The 15,730-nt window shown below is 63.1% G+C and carries 15 protein-coding genes; all 15 read left to right on the forward strand.

The genetic code is table 11. The features are described from left to right. Window positions 1-61: 61 nt before the first annotated feature. The 15 genes from ABRZ00_RS10555 (at window position 62) to cheY (ending at window position 15,726) form a co-directional block, all read left to right on the forward strand. Entirely contained in the window at window positions 62-952 is an 891-nt protein-coding gene (locus ABRZ00_RS10555; protein ID WP_343839055.1) for a sugar ABC transporter permease, read from the forward strand. After that, window positions 945-1,763, forward strand: a complete 819-nt coding sequence (locus ABRZ00_RS10560; protein ID WP_343839056.1) for a carbohydrate ABC transporter permease — start codon at window positions 945-947, stop codon at window positions 1,761-1,763. Before ABRZ00_RS10555 ends, ABRZ00_RS10560 begins: the two co-directional genes overlap by 8 nt. 29 nt (window positions 1,764-1,792) lie before the next feature. After that, window positions 1,793-2,101 carry a DUF2160 domain-containing protein gene (locus ABRZ00_RS10565; protein ID WP_368639285.1) on the forward strand — a complete coding sequence of 103 codons (309 nt, stop codon included), beginning with the start codon at window positions 1,793-1,795 and terminating at the stop codon, window positions 2,099-2,101. A gap of 101 nt (window positions 2,102-2,202) precedes the next feature. Next, on the forward strand, window positions 2,203-3,936 hold the full coding sequence (locus tag ABRZ00_RS10570; RefSeq protein WP_343839517.1) for an ABC transporter substrate-binding protein: 1,734 nt from the start codon (window positions 2,203-2,205) through the stop codon (window positions 3,934-3,936). A gap of 15 nt (window positions 3,937-3,951) precedes the next feature. Continuing rightward, window positions 3,952-5,559, forward strand: a complete 1,608-nt coding sequence (locus ABRZ00_RS10575; RefSeq protein ID WP_368642047.1) for an FAD-dependent oxidoreductase — start codon at window positions 3,952-3,954, stop codon at window positions 5,557-5,559. 337 nt (window positions 5,560-5,896) lie between these two features. Continuing rightward, window positions 5,897-6,217: a flagellar transcriptional regulator FlhD gene (gene flhD, locus ABRZ00_RS10580; protein WP_343839062.1), complete on the forward strand. Its 321-nt coding sequence runs from the start codon at window positions 5,897-5,899 to the stop codon at window positions 6,215-6,217. A 4-nt stretch (window positions 6,218-6,221) separates the two neighbouring features. After that, complete coding sequence (flhC, locus tag ABRZ00_RS10585) at window positions 6,222-6,785, forward strand: flagellar transcriptional regulator FlhC (protein ID WP_368642046.1); 564 nt, start codon at window positions 6,222-6,224, stop codon at window positions 6,783-6,785. 97 nt (window positions 6,786-6,882) lie between these two features. Continuing rightward, complete coding sequence (gene motA, locus ABRZ00_RS10590; protein ID WP_368639283.1) at window positions 6,883-7,755, forward strand: flagellar motor stator protein MotA; 873 nt, start codon at window positions 6,883-6,885, stop codon at window positions 7,753-7,755. Between the two features lie 17 nt (window positions 7,756-7,772). Beyond that, window positions 7,773-8,906, forward strand: a complete 1,134-nt coding sequence (gene motB, locus ABRZ00_RS10595; protein WP_368642045.1) for a flagellar motor protein MotB — start codon at window positions 7,773-7,775, stop codon at window positions 8,904-8,906. A gap of 9 nt (window positions 8,907-8,915) precedes the next feature. Beyond that, window positions 8,916-10,991 carry a chemotaxis protein CheA gene (cheA, locus tag ABRZ00_RS10600; protein WP_368642044.1) on the forward strand — a complete coding sequence of 692 codons (2,076 nt, stop codon included), beginning with the start codon at window positions 8,916-8,918 and terminating at the stop codon, window positions 10,989-10,991. Between the two features lie 27 nt (window positions 10,992-11,018). Continuing rightward, window positions 11,019-11,516 (forward strand): chemotaxis protein CheW, encoded by a 498-nt coding sequence (locus ABRZ00_RS10605; protein ID WP_343839072.1) that lies wholly within the window; start codon window positions 11,019-11,021, stop codon window positions 11,514-11,516. A gap of 60 nt (window positions 11,517-11,576) precedes the next feature. Next, window positions 11,577-13,316 carry a methyl-accepting chemotaxis protein gene (locus ABRZ00_RS10610; RefSeq protein WP_368642043.1) on the forward strand — a complete coding sequence of 580 codons (1,740 nt, stop codon included), beginning with the start codon at window positions 11,577-11,579 and terminating at the stop codon, window positions 13,314-13,316. A 28-nt stretch (window positions 13,317-13,344) separates the two neighbouring features. Continuing rightward, complete coding sequence (locus tag ABRZ00_RS10615) at window positions 13,345-14,190, forward strand: CheR family methyltransferase (RefSeq protein WP_368642042.1); 846 nt, start codon at window positions 13,345-13,347, stop codon at window positions 14,188-14,190. Between the two features lie 20 nt (window positions 14,191-14,210). Next, window positions 14,211-15,278 (forward strand): chemotaxis response regulator protein-glutamate methylesterase, encoded by a 1,068-nt coding sequence (locus ABRZ00_RS10620; RefSeq protein WP_343839078.1) that lies wholly within the window; start codon window positions 14,211-14,213, stop codon window positions 15,276-15,278. 64 nt (window positions 15,279-15,342) lie between these two features. After that, entirely contained in the window at window positions 15,343-15,726 is a 384-nt protein-coding gene (gene cheY, locus ABRZ00_RS10625; RefSeq protein WP_343839080.1) for a chemotaxis response regulator CheY, read from the forward strand. The last annotated feature ends 4 nt before the right edge of the window (window positions 15,727-15,730 follow it).

A 15,730-nucleotide genomic window follows, 5' to 3' on the forward strand; every position in this document is an offset into this window, starting at 1 on the left:
CTGGCGAATCCGGGCGGCATGCCGGCCGCGAGGCAGAGGGGTCGTAGCCCAAGGAAATCATATGAGTACCGTCAAACCCGTCAATCAGAAGGCCTGGTGGCTGATCCTGCCGGTGATCCTTTGCGTGGCGTTCTCGGCGATCATCCCGCTGATGACCGTCGTCAATTACTCCGTCCAGGACATCATTTCGCCGGACAACGCCGTTTTCGTCGGCACAGAGTGGTTCGCCAGCATCATGCGCGACGAAGACCTGCACGCCGCGCTCTGGAGACAGCTCATGTTCTCCGGCGCCGTGCTGGCCATCGAGATCCCGCTGGGAGTGATGCTGGCGCTGTCCATGCCCGCGCGTAGCTGGCGGGCTTCGGCCGTGCTGGTGATCGTCTCCCTGTCCCTGCTGATTCCCTGGAACGTGGTCGGCACGATCTGGCAGATCTTCGGCCGTACCGATATCGGCCTGTTCGGCTGGACGCTCGCCGCCCTGGGCGTGGATTACAGCTACGTCGGCAATCCCGTGCATGCCTGGCTTACCGTACTGCTGATGGATGTCTGGCACTGGACGCCCCTGGTGGCGTTGCTCGCCTATGCCGGCCTGCAATCCATCCCCGAAGCCTACTACCAGGCCGCCAGCATCGACGGCGCCAGCAAATGGGCCGTGTTCCGCTACATCCAGTTGCCCAAGATGCGGGGCGTGCTGATGATCGCCGTGCTGCTGCGCTTCATGGACAGCTTCATGATCTATACCGAACCCTTCGTGCTGACCGGGGGCGGGCCGGGCAATTCCACGACCTTCCTCAGCCAGTACCTGACGCAGAAAGCCATCGGCCAGTTCGACATGGGGCCCGCCGCCGCTTTTTCGCTGATCTACTTCCTCATCATCCTGATGTTCTGTTTCGTCCTGTACAACTGGATGCTGCGCGTCGGCACCCGGGATTCGGGAGCCGCCCATGACTGACCGTTCATTCCTGCCGCGCAAGCGCACCGTCTTCCTGATCCTGTACCTGCTGTTCGCCCTGGTCCCCATCTATTGGATGGTGGTCATGAGTTTCAAGACCAACCAGGGCATCCTGGCCGAGTTTTCCCTGTTTCCCCGTGAATTCACGCTGGACAACTACCGGCTCATCCTGACGGATCCCTCGTGGTACATGGGCTATGTCAACAGCCTGATCTATGTCTGCCTGAACATGATGATGGCGATCGCCGTGGCGCTCCCCGCGGCCTATGCTTTCTCGCGCTATTCCTTCCTGGGCGACAAGCATGTGTTCTTCTGGCTGCTGACCAACCGCATGACGCCGCCCGCCGTGTTCCTGCTGCCGTTCTTCCAGCTCTACACCACCCTGGGGCTGATGGACACGCACTGGGCCGTGGCCCTGGCGCACTTGTTGTTCAACGTGCCGCTGGCAGTCTGGATCCTGGAGGGCTTCATGAGCGGCATTCCCCGTGAAATCGATGAAACCGCTTATATAGATGGCTACAGCTTTCCGCGCTTCTTCCTGACGATATTCCTGCCGCTGATCAAGTCCGGCGTGGGGGTGGCGGCTTTCTTCTGCTTCATGTTCAGTTGGGTGGAGCTGCTGCTGGCGCGCACCCTGACCAGTGTGGACGCCAAGCCCATCGTCGCCATCATGACCCGCACGGTCTCGGCTTCGGGCATGGACTGGGCCACGCTCGCCGCAGCCGGCACGCTCACCATCGTGCCGGGGGCCATCGTCATCTGGTTCGTGCGCCACTACATCGCGAAGGGCTTCGCGATGGGCCGGGTCTAGGCCTGTTCACATTGATCGAGGAGATCGCCATGTTCGATTGGATGGTCTGGACCACGCCCACCGCCGTGTTCTTCATTTGCATCGTTCTGATGCTGGCCGTCATGACAGTCTGGGAAATCCGCTCGCCCACGGTCTTGCGCAAGGGCTTTCTGCCCATGGCGACCACGCGCGGCGACCGCCTGTTCATCGGCCTGCTGGTGGCCGCCTATCTCAACCTGGCCTTTCTGGGGCTGGGCGAAAGCTTGATGGACTGGTTCGCGCTGGACGAGGAACCCTCCGTCTGGATCAGTTTCGTCCTGTCCGTGGGCGTCCTGGCGGTGATCATGCGCAAGGGGTGAGTCCGGGCGGAACGGGTCCGGTTCCGACAGATTTCCTGCGCCGCCTATTTCCCCGGGGGGCGCTGGCAGAGAGGGCAGGGGAGCACACAGAGGAGAACATGATGAGATTCCGCCATACCGCCTTGGCGCTGGCCGTCGCTTGCGCGCTGGGGGGGCCGGCCGCCTGGGCCGGCCCGGCCGAGGCCCAGAAATGGGTCGACAACGAGTTCCAGCCATCCACGCTGAGCAAGGATCAGCAGATGGCCGAGATGCAATGGTTCATCGACGCCGCCGCCAAGCTCAAGGCACAGGGCGTCAATGAAATCAATGTGGTCTCCGAGACCATCACCACCCATGAATACGAGGCCAAGGTCCTGGCCAAGGCCTTCGGGGAAATCACCGGGATCAAGGTCAACCACGACCTGATCCAGGAAGGCGACGTGGTCGAGAAGCTGCAGACCTCGATGCTGTCGGGCAAGTCCATCTATGACGGCTGGATTTCCGACTCCGACCTGATCGGCATGCACTACCGTTACGGCGTGGTCCTGTCGTTGACCGACTATATGGAAGGCGAGGGCAAGGAATACACCAATCCGGGCCTGGACCTGAAGGACTTCATCGGCACGTCCTTCACCACGGCGCCGGACGGCAAGATGTACCAACTGCCCGACCAGCAATTCGCCAATCTGTACTGGTTCCGCTACGACCTGTTCAATCGCCCCGACCTGAAGGAAAAATTCAAGGCCAAATACGGCTACGAACTGGGCGTGCCGGTCACCTGGACCGCCTACGAGGACATCGCCAAATTCTTTTCCGAGGACATCAAGACCCTGGACGGCAAGCCCATCTATGGCCACATGGACTACGGCAAGAAGGATCCGTCCCTGGGCTGGCGCTTCACCGATGCCTGGCTGTCGATGGCGGGTTCGGCCGACAAGGGCACGCCCAATGGCCTGCCGGTGGACGAGTGGGGCATCCGCGTGGCCGACGACAAGTGCACCCCGGTGGGCGCCTCCGTGGCGCGTGGCGGCGCGACCAATTCGCCGGCCGCCGTCTACGCCCTGACCAAGTACATCGACTGGATGAAGCAATACGCGCCCAAGGTGGCGCTGGGCATGACCTTCTCCGAATCCGGCCCCGTGCCGGCCCAGGGCGAGATTGCCCAGCAGATCTTCTGGTACACCGCGTTCACGGCCGATATGACCAAGCCCGGCTTGCCGGTGGTCAACGAGGACGGCACGCCCAAGTGGCGTATGGCGCCGGCCCCGCATGGCCCCTACTGGAAGGATGGCATGCAGAACGGCTACCAGGACGTGGGTTCCTGGACCTTCTTCAAGGATCACGATCCGAACAAGGTCGCCGCTGCCTGGCTGTATGCCCAGTTCGTGACGTCCAAGACGACCTCGCTGAAGAAATCCATCGAGGGCTTGACCTTCATCCGCGACAGCGACATCCACAGCGATTACTTCACTCAGAACGCCGACAAGTACGGCGGCCTGATCGAGTTCTATCGCAGCCCGGCGCGGGTGGCGTGGACGCCGACCGGCACCAACGTGCCGGATTATCCGAAACTGGCCCAGTTGTGGTGGCGCAACGTGTCCCAGGCGATCGCCGGGGAGAAGACGCCGCAGCAGGCGATGGACAACCTGGCCAATGAGATGGAAAAGGTCATGGCCCGCCTGGAGCGCGCCGGCATGAAGCGCTGCGCCCCCAAGCTCAATGAGAAGAGCGATCCGGCCAAATGGCTCAGCGACGACCACGCGCCGTGGAAGAAGCTCGCCAATGAGAATCCGAAGCCGGAGACCGTTTCCTACGATTCTCTTCTGCAGGCCTGGAAGGAAGGCCGCGTCCGTTGACCGGAGTGTGACACGATGTCCCAGATTGCTGAGCTGCCGCCCGCCACGACGGATCGGAACCAATTGCTGCACGACCTCGAGGCCTTGTCCGAGGTGGATCTGATCGTCATCGGCGGCGGCGCCAGCGGCCTGGGCGTCGCGCTGGACGCCCGGCTGCGGGGCCTGTCGGTCCTGCTGCTGGAGTCCCATGATTTCGCAGGCGGCACTTCATCGCGCGCGACCAAGCTCGTGCACGGCGGAGTCCGCTATCTGGCGCAGGGCGATATCGGCCTGGTGCGCGAGGCCCTGCATGAGCGCCGGGCGCTGCTGAACAATGCCCCGCACCTGGCCCAGCCCCTGGCTTTCGTCATGCCCGCCTACCGGCCATGGCAAGTGCCGTTCTATGGCGCCGGCCTGAAGATCTACGATGCCCTGGCCGGCTCCGCCAGCCTGGGCCGCACCGAATGGCTGGGCCGCGCCCGTACGCGGGCCCAATTGCCGGGCGTCAATCCCGCCGGCCTGTATGGTGGCGTCAAATACTGGGACGGCCAATTCGATGATGCGCGCCTGGCGCTCACCTTGGCGCGTACGGCCGCCGCCCTGGGCGCCTTGCTGCTCAATTATTGTCCCGTCGTCGATGTGCTGCACCACAGCGGGCGCGTGAGCGGCGTGCGCTGGCGCGATACCCTGGATGCGGGCGGGCGCGAAGGGACGGTCCGCGCCCGGTGCGTCATCAACGCCACCGGCGTCTGGGTCGACGATCTGCGCCGCCTGGACGACGCCGCGCGTGGCCAGGCCACCACCCCCATGGTGGCGCCCAGCCAGGGGGTGCACCTGGTGGTTGACCGGTCCTTCATGCCTGCCGCCGAGGCGCTGCTGGTGCCGCGCACCCGCGACGGCCGGGTGCTGTTCGCCGTGCCTTGGCTGGGGCACCTGATCCTGGGGACCACCGATACGCCGCGCGATTCCGTAGCCCGAGAGCCTCTGGCGCTGCCTGAGGAAGTCAAGTTCATCCTGAATGAGTCGGCCCATGTGCTGGCGCGCGCGCCCCGCGCCGAAGACGTGCTCAGCATCTGGGTCGGCCTGCGGCCTCTGGTGCGGCCCGCGCACGAGGAAGAGGGCGGCACCAAGGCCATCAGCCGTGAGCATACCGTGCAGGTCAGCCCTTCGGGACTGGTGACGGTGACAGGCGGCAAGTGGACCACCTATCGCTCCATGGCCGAGGACGTCCTGCGCCATTGCCAGGATTCCGGGCTGGTGCCGGCCCTGCCGCCATGCCGCACGGCCGGATTCTCTCTGCTGGGCGCCCCGCCGCCGGGAGCGCCCGCGACGCGACTGACGGAGCCGCCGGGCCTGCACGCTTATGGCACCGAGGCCGCCGCCGTCCAGGCGTTGCCGGGCGCCGGCCGCGCACTGGGACTGGGCCTGACCGAAGCCATGGTCCGCCATGCCGCCCGCTGCGAATATGCCCGCACCGTCGAAGACGTGCTGGCCCGGCGTCACCGGATGCTTTTTCTGCATGCAGAGAAAGCCATTCAGGCCGCCCCCGCCGTTGCCCGCATCCTGGCCGAGGAAACCGGCTCAGACGGCGATCCAGCCGCTTTCCTGAGTCTGGCTGAGCAATACCGCCGCGTGCCGGCCTGATCTTCGCGCGTGCGCCAGGGCCCCATCGCGTTGTGGCCGCGCAACTTTCTATTAGGGAAAGCCAGTGCGCACTCATGGTTTTCCCTCAAGTAATTTACATTTGAAAACATAAATTTCTTTTGATAAAGAATAAGTAGCGTCAAAATTGGGGGCACTTAAGGCTATACTCCTACCGTTCATGTCAAATGTGCATGGAAATGTATTTTTGATGTCTGGATTTAATCGATGTGACGAATCATTTGTGACAATTGATTCAAATGTAGGCGCTGCCATCGGCGTGCCTATGACAAAGCCGGCTTCCGCTTGCGGAATCCTGCGATAGCTAAAAAGGGATCCCATGTCTACTTTCGATTCCACGCTGTTGAACGACATCCGCGAAGTCAATCTGTCCTATCTGATGCTGGCTCAGCGCCTGTTGCGCGAGAACTTGTCCGCTGGCATGTTCCGGCTGGGATTCGATGCCGATGTTGCGGAAATCATTCTCAATCTGTCGCCGGCCCAGATCGTCCGGTTGGCCAGTTCCAATTCCGTGCTGTGCGCCTTCCGCCTGAATGACGCCCAGTTGCTCAACTCCCTGACGCACGAAGTCCTGGGCGGCGTGCTGCAGCAGGCGCATTCCACCATCCTCATGGCTCGGCAGGAAACCGTTTCCGCTTAGCCCCATGTCCAGCAAGAGTGTTTCCCGAGAGGCCGACGACATCCTGCTTGCCACGGACATGATCCGTCTGGGCGCCCGTCTGCAGGTGCTGCAGGCCGAGACGTCCCTCAGCTACGATCGGCTGGCGCGCCTGTACCGCGAGGTCAAGGGCGCTTCGCCCCCCAAAGGCATGCTGCCGTTTTCGGTGGACTGGTTCATGACCTGGCTGCCGAACATCCACTCCAGCCTGTTCTACAACATCTATCGCTACATGGATACCTTCACCCCGGCGAAGAAATCGCAGGCGCTGGTGGAGGCCTATCGCCTGTACCTGGAGCAATCCTCGGTGGGCCTGCGGCCCGGCGAAGTCGTCGACGAACCGGTGCTCAGCTTCACGCGCGCCTGGATGCTGGTGCGCTTTTTCGAGAGCGGACTGGTCCAGTTGTCCGGCTGCCAGCAATGCCAGGGCTTGTTCGTCGCGCACGCGCACGATCCGGAATCGGGATTCATCTGCGCCATCTGCAAGCCGCCTCCCCGGGCGGGCAAGACCCGTGCGCGCCGCCGGTCCGCGGCGCGCCAGCCGGCCTGATTCTGGATTTGTGGACAAAAAGACCTGTTTAACCATGCTTTTGAATGCAGGAAAACAGGGGATGATGGCGATATTCTGATTCTCGAGGCGTGCGCACGTGTTTATCATCCTGGGATACCTGATCGTAGGGGCGGGGGTCTTTGCCAGTTACGTCGCAATGGGCGGCCATTTGGGCGCCCTGTATCAGCCTTTCGAGTTCACGCTCATCGGCGGCGCGGCGATCGGCGCCTATATCGCCGGCAGCAACAGCGCCTCGATCAAGCTGCTGTTCGAAGCCGTGCCCAAGGCCATCAAGCGCAGCCCCTACGGCAAGCCGCTCTATATGGAATTGCTGGCGTTGCTGTACGTCCTGCTCAACAAAGCCCGGCGCGATGGACTGATGTCCATCGAGTCCGATATCGAAGATCCCAAGGCCAGCGCCATCTTCACGCAGTACCCCCAGGTTCAGAAAGACGCCAAGCTGATGGAGTTCCTGACGGACTACCTGCGCATCATGATCAGCGGCAACATGAACTCCTTCGAGATCGAGACTTTGATGGACCAGGAGATCGAAGCGCTGCACAACGAGCACCATACGCCGGTCAATGCCGTGCGCGCCGTGGCCGACGGCTTGCCCGCCTTCGGTATCGTGGCCGCAGTGCTGGGGGTGGTCAAAGCGCTGGCGGCGGTCGATCAGCCGCCGGCCATCCTGGCCGATCTCATTTCCAAGGCGATGGTGGGCACCTTTCTGGGCATCCTGCTGGCCTACGGTTTCTGCTATCCGTTTGCCTCGGCGGTCGAGCGCCAATCCGTGGCTTCGATCAAGGTGCTCGAATGCATCAAGGTCACTTTGCTGGCCAGCATGAACGGCTACCCCCCTCCGCTGGCCGTGGAGTTCGGCCGCAAGGTCCTGTTCTCTTCCGTTCGTCCCTCCTTCTCCGAGCTTGAAGCCCACGTGCGGCAAGCGAAGAATCAGGCGGCGAGCCGCTGACGCGGGGGGCAGGGGGCATGGCCAAGCACGATACCGGCCGCGTCGTCGTTCGCCGCAAGCGGGCCTACGGCGAATCGCATCATGGCGGCAGTTGGAAGATCGCCTATGCGGACTTCATGACCGCGATGATGGCGTTCTTCCTAGTGATGTGGCTGCTGCTGCTGATCCCGAAGAAAGACCTTCAATCCATCGCCGAATACTTCCGCATGCCGTTGATGACGGCAATCGCGGGCGGCGAAAAAATGGACAATACCCGGTCCAAGATTCCTGGCGGCGATCCCAGCGTGATCCCCAACCCGAATCCCCTGCCTTCGTCCAGTCTCGATTCCGATGCGGAGGCCCGGGCCGATCAGGCCGACCAGGAAAACTTGGAAAACCTGAAAGAACAGCTTGATAACCTGATCGAGCATAACCCCGTGCTGCGGCAGTTCCGGCCTCAGTTGTTGCTGGACATGACGCCCGACGGCTTGCGGATCCAGATTCTGGATCAGCAGAACCGGCCGATGTTCGCCACGGGCAGTGCAGTCGTGCAGTCTTACATGCGCGACATCCTTCGGGAACTCGCTCCCTTGATCAGCCAGTTGCCCAATTCGATCACGATCTCCGGCCATACCGATGCGATGCGCTACGCGACCGGGGATCGCAATTACAGCAACTGGGAACTCTCGGCCGACCGGGCCAATGCGGCGCGCCGCGAGCTGGTCGCCGGCGGCCTGATCGAAAACAAGATCAAACGCATTCTCGGGCTGGGCGACACCGTCGACCTGGTTCAAGACGACCCCATGGCAGCCGTCAATCGCCGGATCAGCATTCTGGTGCTGAACCGTCGCGCCGAGCGCCGTATCGATGAACAGAACGCCGCCGGCCAGGAAGGCATGAAAATCCGCGAGCGGCTCGAGCAGCTCCGGAATCCCGCCTCCGACTCCAGGGGGGGCGAGGGCGGGAGCGGTCCTTCGCCCCAGACCGGTTCCGTGCCGGCTTCCGGGGCCGGTTCCGTCGACACGCCGGCGATCCAGCCGGCACCGGCCGTTTCCGCACCGGATGCGGGCGCCGCCCCGGGACAGGGCGCCCCCGCCGTATCTCCCCCAGCGGGGCAATCCACAGATGCGCCGGTAGCTTCCCCGGCCGGCGCGTCCGGCAATCAAGGGTGAGGATCGATCATGAGTGCAGGCGTGGACCTGAGTGAATTTTTCGACACGTTCTTCGACGAGGCCGACGAGCTGCTCACCAATATGGAGCAGCAGTTGCTCAACCTCGATCTGGAGCAGCCGGATCCGGACGTGCTCAACGGCATCTTCCGGGCCGCGCACTCCATCAAAGGCGGGGCGGGCACCTTCGGCTGCTTTGAAGAGCTGGCCAAGACCACCCATTTGCTGGAAAACCTCCTGGACCTGATCCGTCACGGGGAAATGCCCCTGCGCCAGGACATGATCGACCTCTTTCTGGAGACCAAGGACGTGTTGACCGACCAAGTCGCCGCCTATCGCGGTTCGGGGAAGCCTGATCAGCAGGTCTACGAGCGCATCTGCGCCCAGTTGCGCCAACTTGCCCTCGAACACGAGCAAGGCGCCGGGGCGCCTGCCGCCACGCCCGCGGCCCCCTCTGCGGCTCCTCCCGCGCCTGTCCCCGCGGCGGCGCCTGCGCCTGCCGCCGCGTCGGGCGAGCTGCCCGTGCGGGTCAGGATCAATCGCATCCAGGAAAAAGACGTCGAATCTCTGATCAACGAGATGGCGCTCATGGGCCAGATCCTGCATCGGGACCAGAGCGGCGGCGACCTGTCGCTGTGGTTGCGGACCACCACCCCGGCGGCCGACCTCGAAGCGGTGTGCTGCTTCATCGTCAATGCGGATCAAGTCTCCGTGACGCACGAAGCCGTGCCGGGCGCCGCGTCCGCGCCCGCCCCGGCTGCCGAGGCTTCCGCCGTGCCTGGGCCCGCTTTGGCTGTCGAGGCCCCTGCGCCCGTCCAGGATGCGCCGGAACCGGCCAGCGCGCGGGAAACCGTTGCGGAAACCGCCGGCAAGCCCGGCGGCAGTCCCAAGGCGGCCAAGCCCAAAGAAAGCGGCACCATCCGCGTGGGGGTCGAAAAAGTCGACCAGATCATCAACCTGGTGGGCGAACTCGTCATCACGCAGGCCATGTTGCTGCAGACGTCCCAGACGCTGGATCCGGTGCTGCACGACCGCCTGCTCAACGGGATCGAGCAACTGGACCGCAATGCCCGCGACCTCCAGGAGGCCGTGATGTCCATTCGCATGATGCCCATGGATTACGTCTTCAGCCGCTTCCCCCGCGTGGTCCGGGAAAACGCCACCAAATTGGGCAAGCGCATCCGGCTGGTCACCAAGGGCCAGGCGACCGAGCTCGACAAGAGCCTGATCGAGCGCATCATCGATCCGCTGACCCACCTGGTGCGCAACAGTCTGGATCATGGGCTGGAAACGCCGGATGCCCGCATTGCCCAGGGCAAGGATCCAGAGGGCACGCTGATCCTGTCGGCCCAGCACAATGGCGGGCAGATCATCATCGACGTGATCGACGACGGCGCCGGCCTGAACCGCGAGCGGATCCTGAAAAAAGCCATTGCCTCGGGCTTCCCGGTCTCGGAGGCCACTCCGGACGACGAACTCTGGCAGTTGATCTTCGCCCCGGGCTTCTCCACGGCCGACAAAGTCACCGACATTTCAGGGCGCGGTGTCGGCATGGACGTGGTGCGGCGCAATATCCAAGCCATGGGCGGGCATGTGCAACTGTCTTCGCGCAAGGGCGAAGGCACCACCACCCGCATCGTGTTGCCTTTGACGCTGGCCATCCTGGACGGCATGTCGGTGAAAGTCGGCGAAGAGACGTTCATCTTGCCGCTGTCCCACGTCACCGAATCCATGCAGGCCACAGAGGATCAGATCCACCGCATTTCCGAGACCGAGCAGGTCCTGCATGTGCGGGGCGAGTATCTGCCGATCGTCGCGCTGCACGAGGTCTTCAATGTGGGCCAGGCCGAGACCGATCTGACCCGCGCCATCGCCGTCATCCTCCAGGCCGAGGACCAACGCTTTGCCCTGATGGTGGATCACCTGCTCGGCCAGCATCAGGTCGTGGTGAAAAATCTCGAAACCAACTACCGCAAAGTGCCGGGCATCTCGGCCGCCACGATTCTAGGCGATGGCAGCGTAGCCCTGATCGTCGATGTGTTCGCCCTGCGGCGCACTTCTTCGTTGCGGGCGGGCGCGGCCGCCTGACCCTCAATTCCCACTCTCGGAGCCATCATGAGCCAAGCCAACCCCCAGCAGGAACAGGGCGAGTCCCAGGGCAAGGAATTCCTGGTTTTCACTCTGGCCAATCAGGAATATGGGATCGACATTCTAAAAGTGCAGGAAATCCGGGGCTACGATAGCCAGACCGTCACCCGGATCGCCAATGTGCCGTCCTTCATCAAGGGCGTCACCAATCTGCGCGGCGTGATCGTGCCGATCGTCGACCTGCGCCTGAAATTCAACATGGACAATGTGGAATACACCTCTCAGACCGTGGTGGTGATCCTCAACGTCCGTTCCCGGGTTGTGGGCGTGGTGGTCGACGGCGTATCCGATGTGTTGATCCTGCAGCCTTCGCAGATCAGTGCGGCTCCGCAGTTCGGCTCCGCATTCTCCACCGAGCACTTGACCGGCATCGGCACCGTGGGTGAGCGCATGCTGATTCTGGTGGATATCGAAAAACTCATGACCAGCGAAGAAATGTCGCTGGTCGAGGACGCAGTCGCTTGAGCGGGCCGCGTCCAGTTTCAACCCTCCGGCAGCAGCCTCATACACCTGGTTATTGAACGTATGCAAACAGGCAGAAAATCGCTTATCGGCGCGCTCAAGGTCCGCACCAGTCTAATCCTGGTGCTGGTCTTTTTCTTTTTCATGCTGATCTCGGGAGCGCTGCTGGGTGTGCTCTCCCTGAAGATGAACAACGATGCGCTGCGGGAAATCGCCGCCGACGATGAAGCCATCAGCCTGTTCGATGAGGCTGTCAGCCGCTATCGCGAGGTTCAGGTGCTGATGGGCCGGACCTTGAGCAGCATTGTCATCAACAGCGACCTGGCCAACAGCGCCATCCTGGCCGAATGGGCGTCGGAAGGCCAGTCGGGCGGCACGGGAGCGCTCAGCGACAGCACCAAGGCGAAGATCGCCCAGGCGGAGACCAGCCTGGCCCAGGCGCATGAGGTCTTCGAGCGCTTTCGCGTCGCCGCCCAGGCGCACCTGACCCAGCCCCAGCAGGCGCAGCAGGTCGAGCAGATCGTCCAGGCCTATACCCAACTGCTGGACAAGGAATTGCCGCCCGTCCTGGAGCAACTCAAGGCCGGTCAGATCGAGCAGTATGAAAAACTGCAGTCCGAGAATGTCGCCCCGGCCGAGAGCCGGTTCGAGCAGGCCGCCGAGGCGCTCAAGCAGGGCCAGCACGCGCACACGCGCCAGTCCCTGGCCGAGGAGGCCTCCCATCTGCGCCTGGTGATCCTCATCGTGAGCGTATCCATGGGGGTGGCGCTGCTGTTCGCCATCGCGGCCTACCTTTTTTTGCAGCGCGTGGTGCTGCGGCCGTTGCGCCAGGCCGGGCGGCATTTCGACCGGATCGCAGCCGGCGATCTCACCGAAACCATCCAGGTGCCCTCGCGCAACGAGATCGGTGTTCTGTACCTTGCGATGCAGCGCATGCAGGAAAGCCTGGTGCGCATGGTGGCCACCGTGCGCAATGGCGTGGGCGAGATCCGTCTTGGGTCCCAGGAGATTTTCGCCGGCAATACCGACCTGAGTAGCCGCACCGAGCAACAGGCGGCCTCGTTGCAGCAGACGGCCGCCAGCATGGAGGAACTCGCCAGCACGGTGCGCCAGAATTCCGACAACGCCGCCCAGGCCGATGCACTTGCCAAGACGGCGGCGGGCGTGGCCCAGCGCGGCGGGGCCGCCGTCAACAGTGTGGCCGAGACCATGGACGGCATCACCCAAAGCTCGGGCAAGATTGCCGAGATCGTCAGCGTGATCGATGGCATCGCCTTCCAGACCAATATCCTGGCATTGAACGCGGCGGTCGAGGCCGCGCGCGCCGGCGAGCAAGGCAAGGGGTTCGCTGTCGTGGCCGGCGAGGTCCGGTCCTTGGCTCAGCGCAGTGCGCAAGCCGCCAAAGAAATCAAGGGCCTGATCGACGATTCCGTCGTGCGGGTGCGCGAAGGCTCCAGCCGCGTTCAGGATGCCGGGCGGATCATGAACGAAATCGTCCAGTCGGTACAGGGCGTCACGGCCATCATGAGCGAGATCTCGTCGGCTTCCCGCGAGCAGGCTGAGGGCATCAATCAGATCAACGCCGCCGTCAACGACATGGACAACGTGGTGCAGCAGAACGCCGCCCTGGTCCAGGAAGCGGCCAGCGCGGCCGGATCCCTTCAGGACCAGGCCGAGCAGCTCAGCATGGCCGTCGCCGCCTTCCGCCTCCAGGAAAGCGGCGCCGTGATCGATGTTCAAGGCGGGCAATTGGGCTATACTCCGCGCGCCGGGCAACCGGCTCTGGCGCTGGAACAGGCCTGACCCCGGTCCCTTCTCCTCGACATCCGCCATGATTCATGATGCGCCTTCCGCCTCTTTTTTCACGCAGCCTGCCTTGCCCAAGGCCGATGCGGCGGATCTGTCGCGAGCGACTCAAATCCTGCACCGGCGGGCGGGAATCATCCTGGGCGACCATAAAAGGGACATGGCCGCCCGCACCCTGAGCCTGCGGGCCCATCATGCGGGCTCCGCATCGGTGCGCGGTTATCTGGATCACCTGGAGCAAAATCCCCAGTCCGACGAGTGGGATCGCTTCATCAGCGCCTTCACGATCAACCACACGGCATTTTTTCGCGAGCAGCACCATTTCCGCATCCTGGCCGATTTCGTGCGCACCCGCCGCAAGCCGATCTCCGTCTGGTGCTGTGCGTCGTCCACCGGCGAGGAACCCTACACGCTGGCCATGACGCTGCATGATGCCTGTGGCCAATCCGATACCGGCCTGTCGGTGCTGGCCACGGATATCGATACCCAGGCCCTGGCCCAGGCGCGCAAGGGTGTGTATACCCTGGACCGCATCAAGCCCGTACCGCCCGAGTTCCTGCGGCGCTATTTCCTGCGCGGGGCGGGGCGCCAGGCCGGCATGGCCATGGTCAAGCCCATGATCCGCAATCTGGTGACATTCGAGGAGCTCAATCTGGTGTCGCCCAACTGGCCGATCAACCAGAAATTCGATGCGATCTTCTGCCGCAACACCATGATCTATTTCGACAAGCCGACCCAGACGCGGATACTGGAACGCTTCGTCCCTTTGCTCAAGCCGGGCGGCCTGATGTTTGCTGGCCATTCGGAAAACTTCACTTATCTGACCAAGTCCCTGCGCCTTCAGGGGCAAACGGTCTATTCCGTCGCGTGATCCGCGGGAAACTGTAGAAAATGGCTGTCAACAAGAAAATCCGCGTGCTGTGCGTCGATGATTCCGCCCTGGTGCGCAGTCTGATGACGGAAATCATCAACGCCCACCCCGATCTGGAAGTCGTGGCGACCGCGCCCGATCCGCTCATCGCGCGCGAGCTCATCAAGCAGCACAATCCCGACGTGCTGACCCTGGACGTCGAAATGCCTCGCATGGACGGCCTGGATTTCCTCGAGCGTCTGATGCGCCTGAGGCCCATGCCGGTGGTGATGGTGTCCTCGCTGACCGAGCGCAACTCCGAAGTCACCATCCGGGCGCTGGAACTCGGCGCGGTCGATTTCGTGACCAAGCCCAAGCTTGGCCTGCGCGACGGTTTGCTGGATTACGGCGACATGATTGCCGACAAGATCCGCGCCGCCGCGCATGCCCGGTTGCGGCCGCGCGCGGCCCAGCCTGGCGGCGAGGCTGCCCGCCCGCGCCTGTCGGGCACGTTCTCCACCACCGAGAAATTGGTCATGATAGGTTCCTCCACGGGGGGGACCGAGGCGATCCGCCACGTGCTTGAGCCCTTGCCTGCCAACAGCCCGGCCATCATGATCACCCAGCACATGCCCGCTGGCTTCACCAAGTCCTTCGTGCAGCGTCTGGACAGCCTGTGCGCCGTGCAGGTCCACGAGGCCGAGGATGGCCAGCGGGTTCTGCCCGGTCATGTGTATCTGGCGCCGGGCGGCGTGGCCCACATGAAGCTTGCCCGCTCCGGAGCCAACTATGTGGTCAAGCTCGAATACAGCGACCCCGTGAACCGCCATCGGCCCTCCGTGGATGTGCTGTTCCATTCGGCCGCCCAGGTCGCGGGCAAGAACGCCATCGGCGTCATCCTGACCGGCATGGGCAAGGACGGTGCCCAGGGGTTGCTGGCCATGCGCCAGGCGGGCGCGCGCACATTCGCCCAGGACGAAGCCAGTTGCATCGTCTTCGGCATGCCGCGCGAGGCCCTGCTGATCGGCGCCGCCGAAGAGGCCGTCGCGCTGGACGATCTCAGCGAACGCATCCTGAAAAGCGCGGGTTCTTTCGGGCACCGGGTTTGAAGGATTTGAACAGGAGCACCGGGTGCCCGAACACCCTGCTTTTTTATTGATTGGAGAGTGATCCGTGGTACAGAAAACGATAAAAATCCTGGTCGTTGACGACTTCCCCACCATGCGCAGGATTGTCAAGAACCTGCTCAAGGATTTGGGGTTCGAGAACGTCGACGAAGCTGAAGATGGCGCCCAGGCGCTGGAAAAACTCCGCAACGGCGGTTTCGAGTTCGTGGTGTCCGACTGGAACATGCCCAACATGGACGGGCTGACCATGCTGCAGAACATCCGCGCCGACCCCAATCTGTCCAGCCTGCCCGTGCTGATGGTCACCGCCGAAGCCAAGAAGGAAAACATCATTGCGGCGGCGCAGGCCGGCGCCAATGGCTATGTGGTCAAACCTTTCACAGCAGCTACCCTGGAAGAAAAGCTGAACAAAATCTTCGAAAAACTCTGACCGG

The organism is Castellaniella ginsengisoli (assembly GCF_040955415.1).
GTDB classification, from domain to species: domain Bacteria; phylum Pseudomonadota; class Gammaproteobacteria; order Burkholderiales; family Burkholderiaceae_B; genus Castellaniella; species Castellaniella ginsengisoli.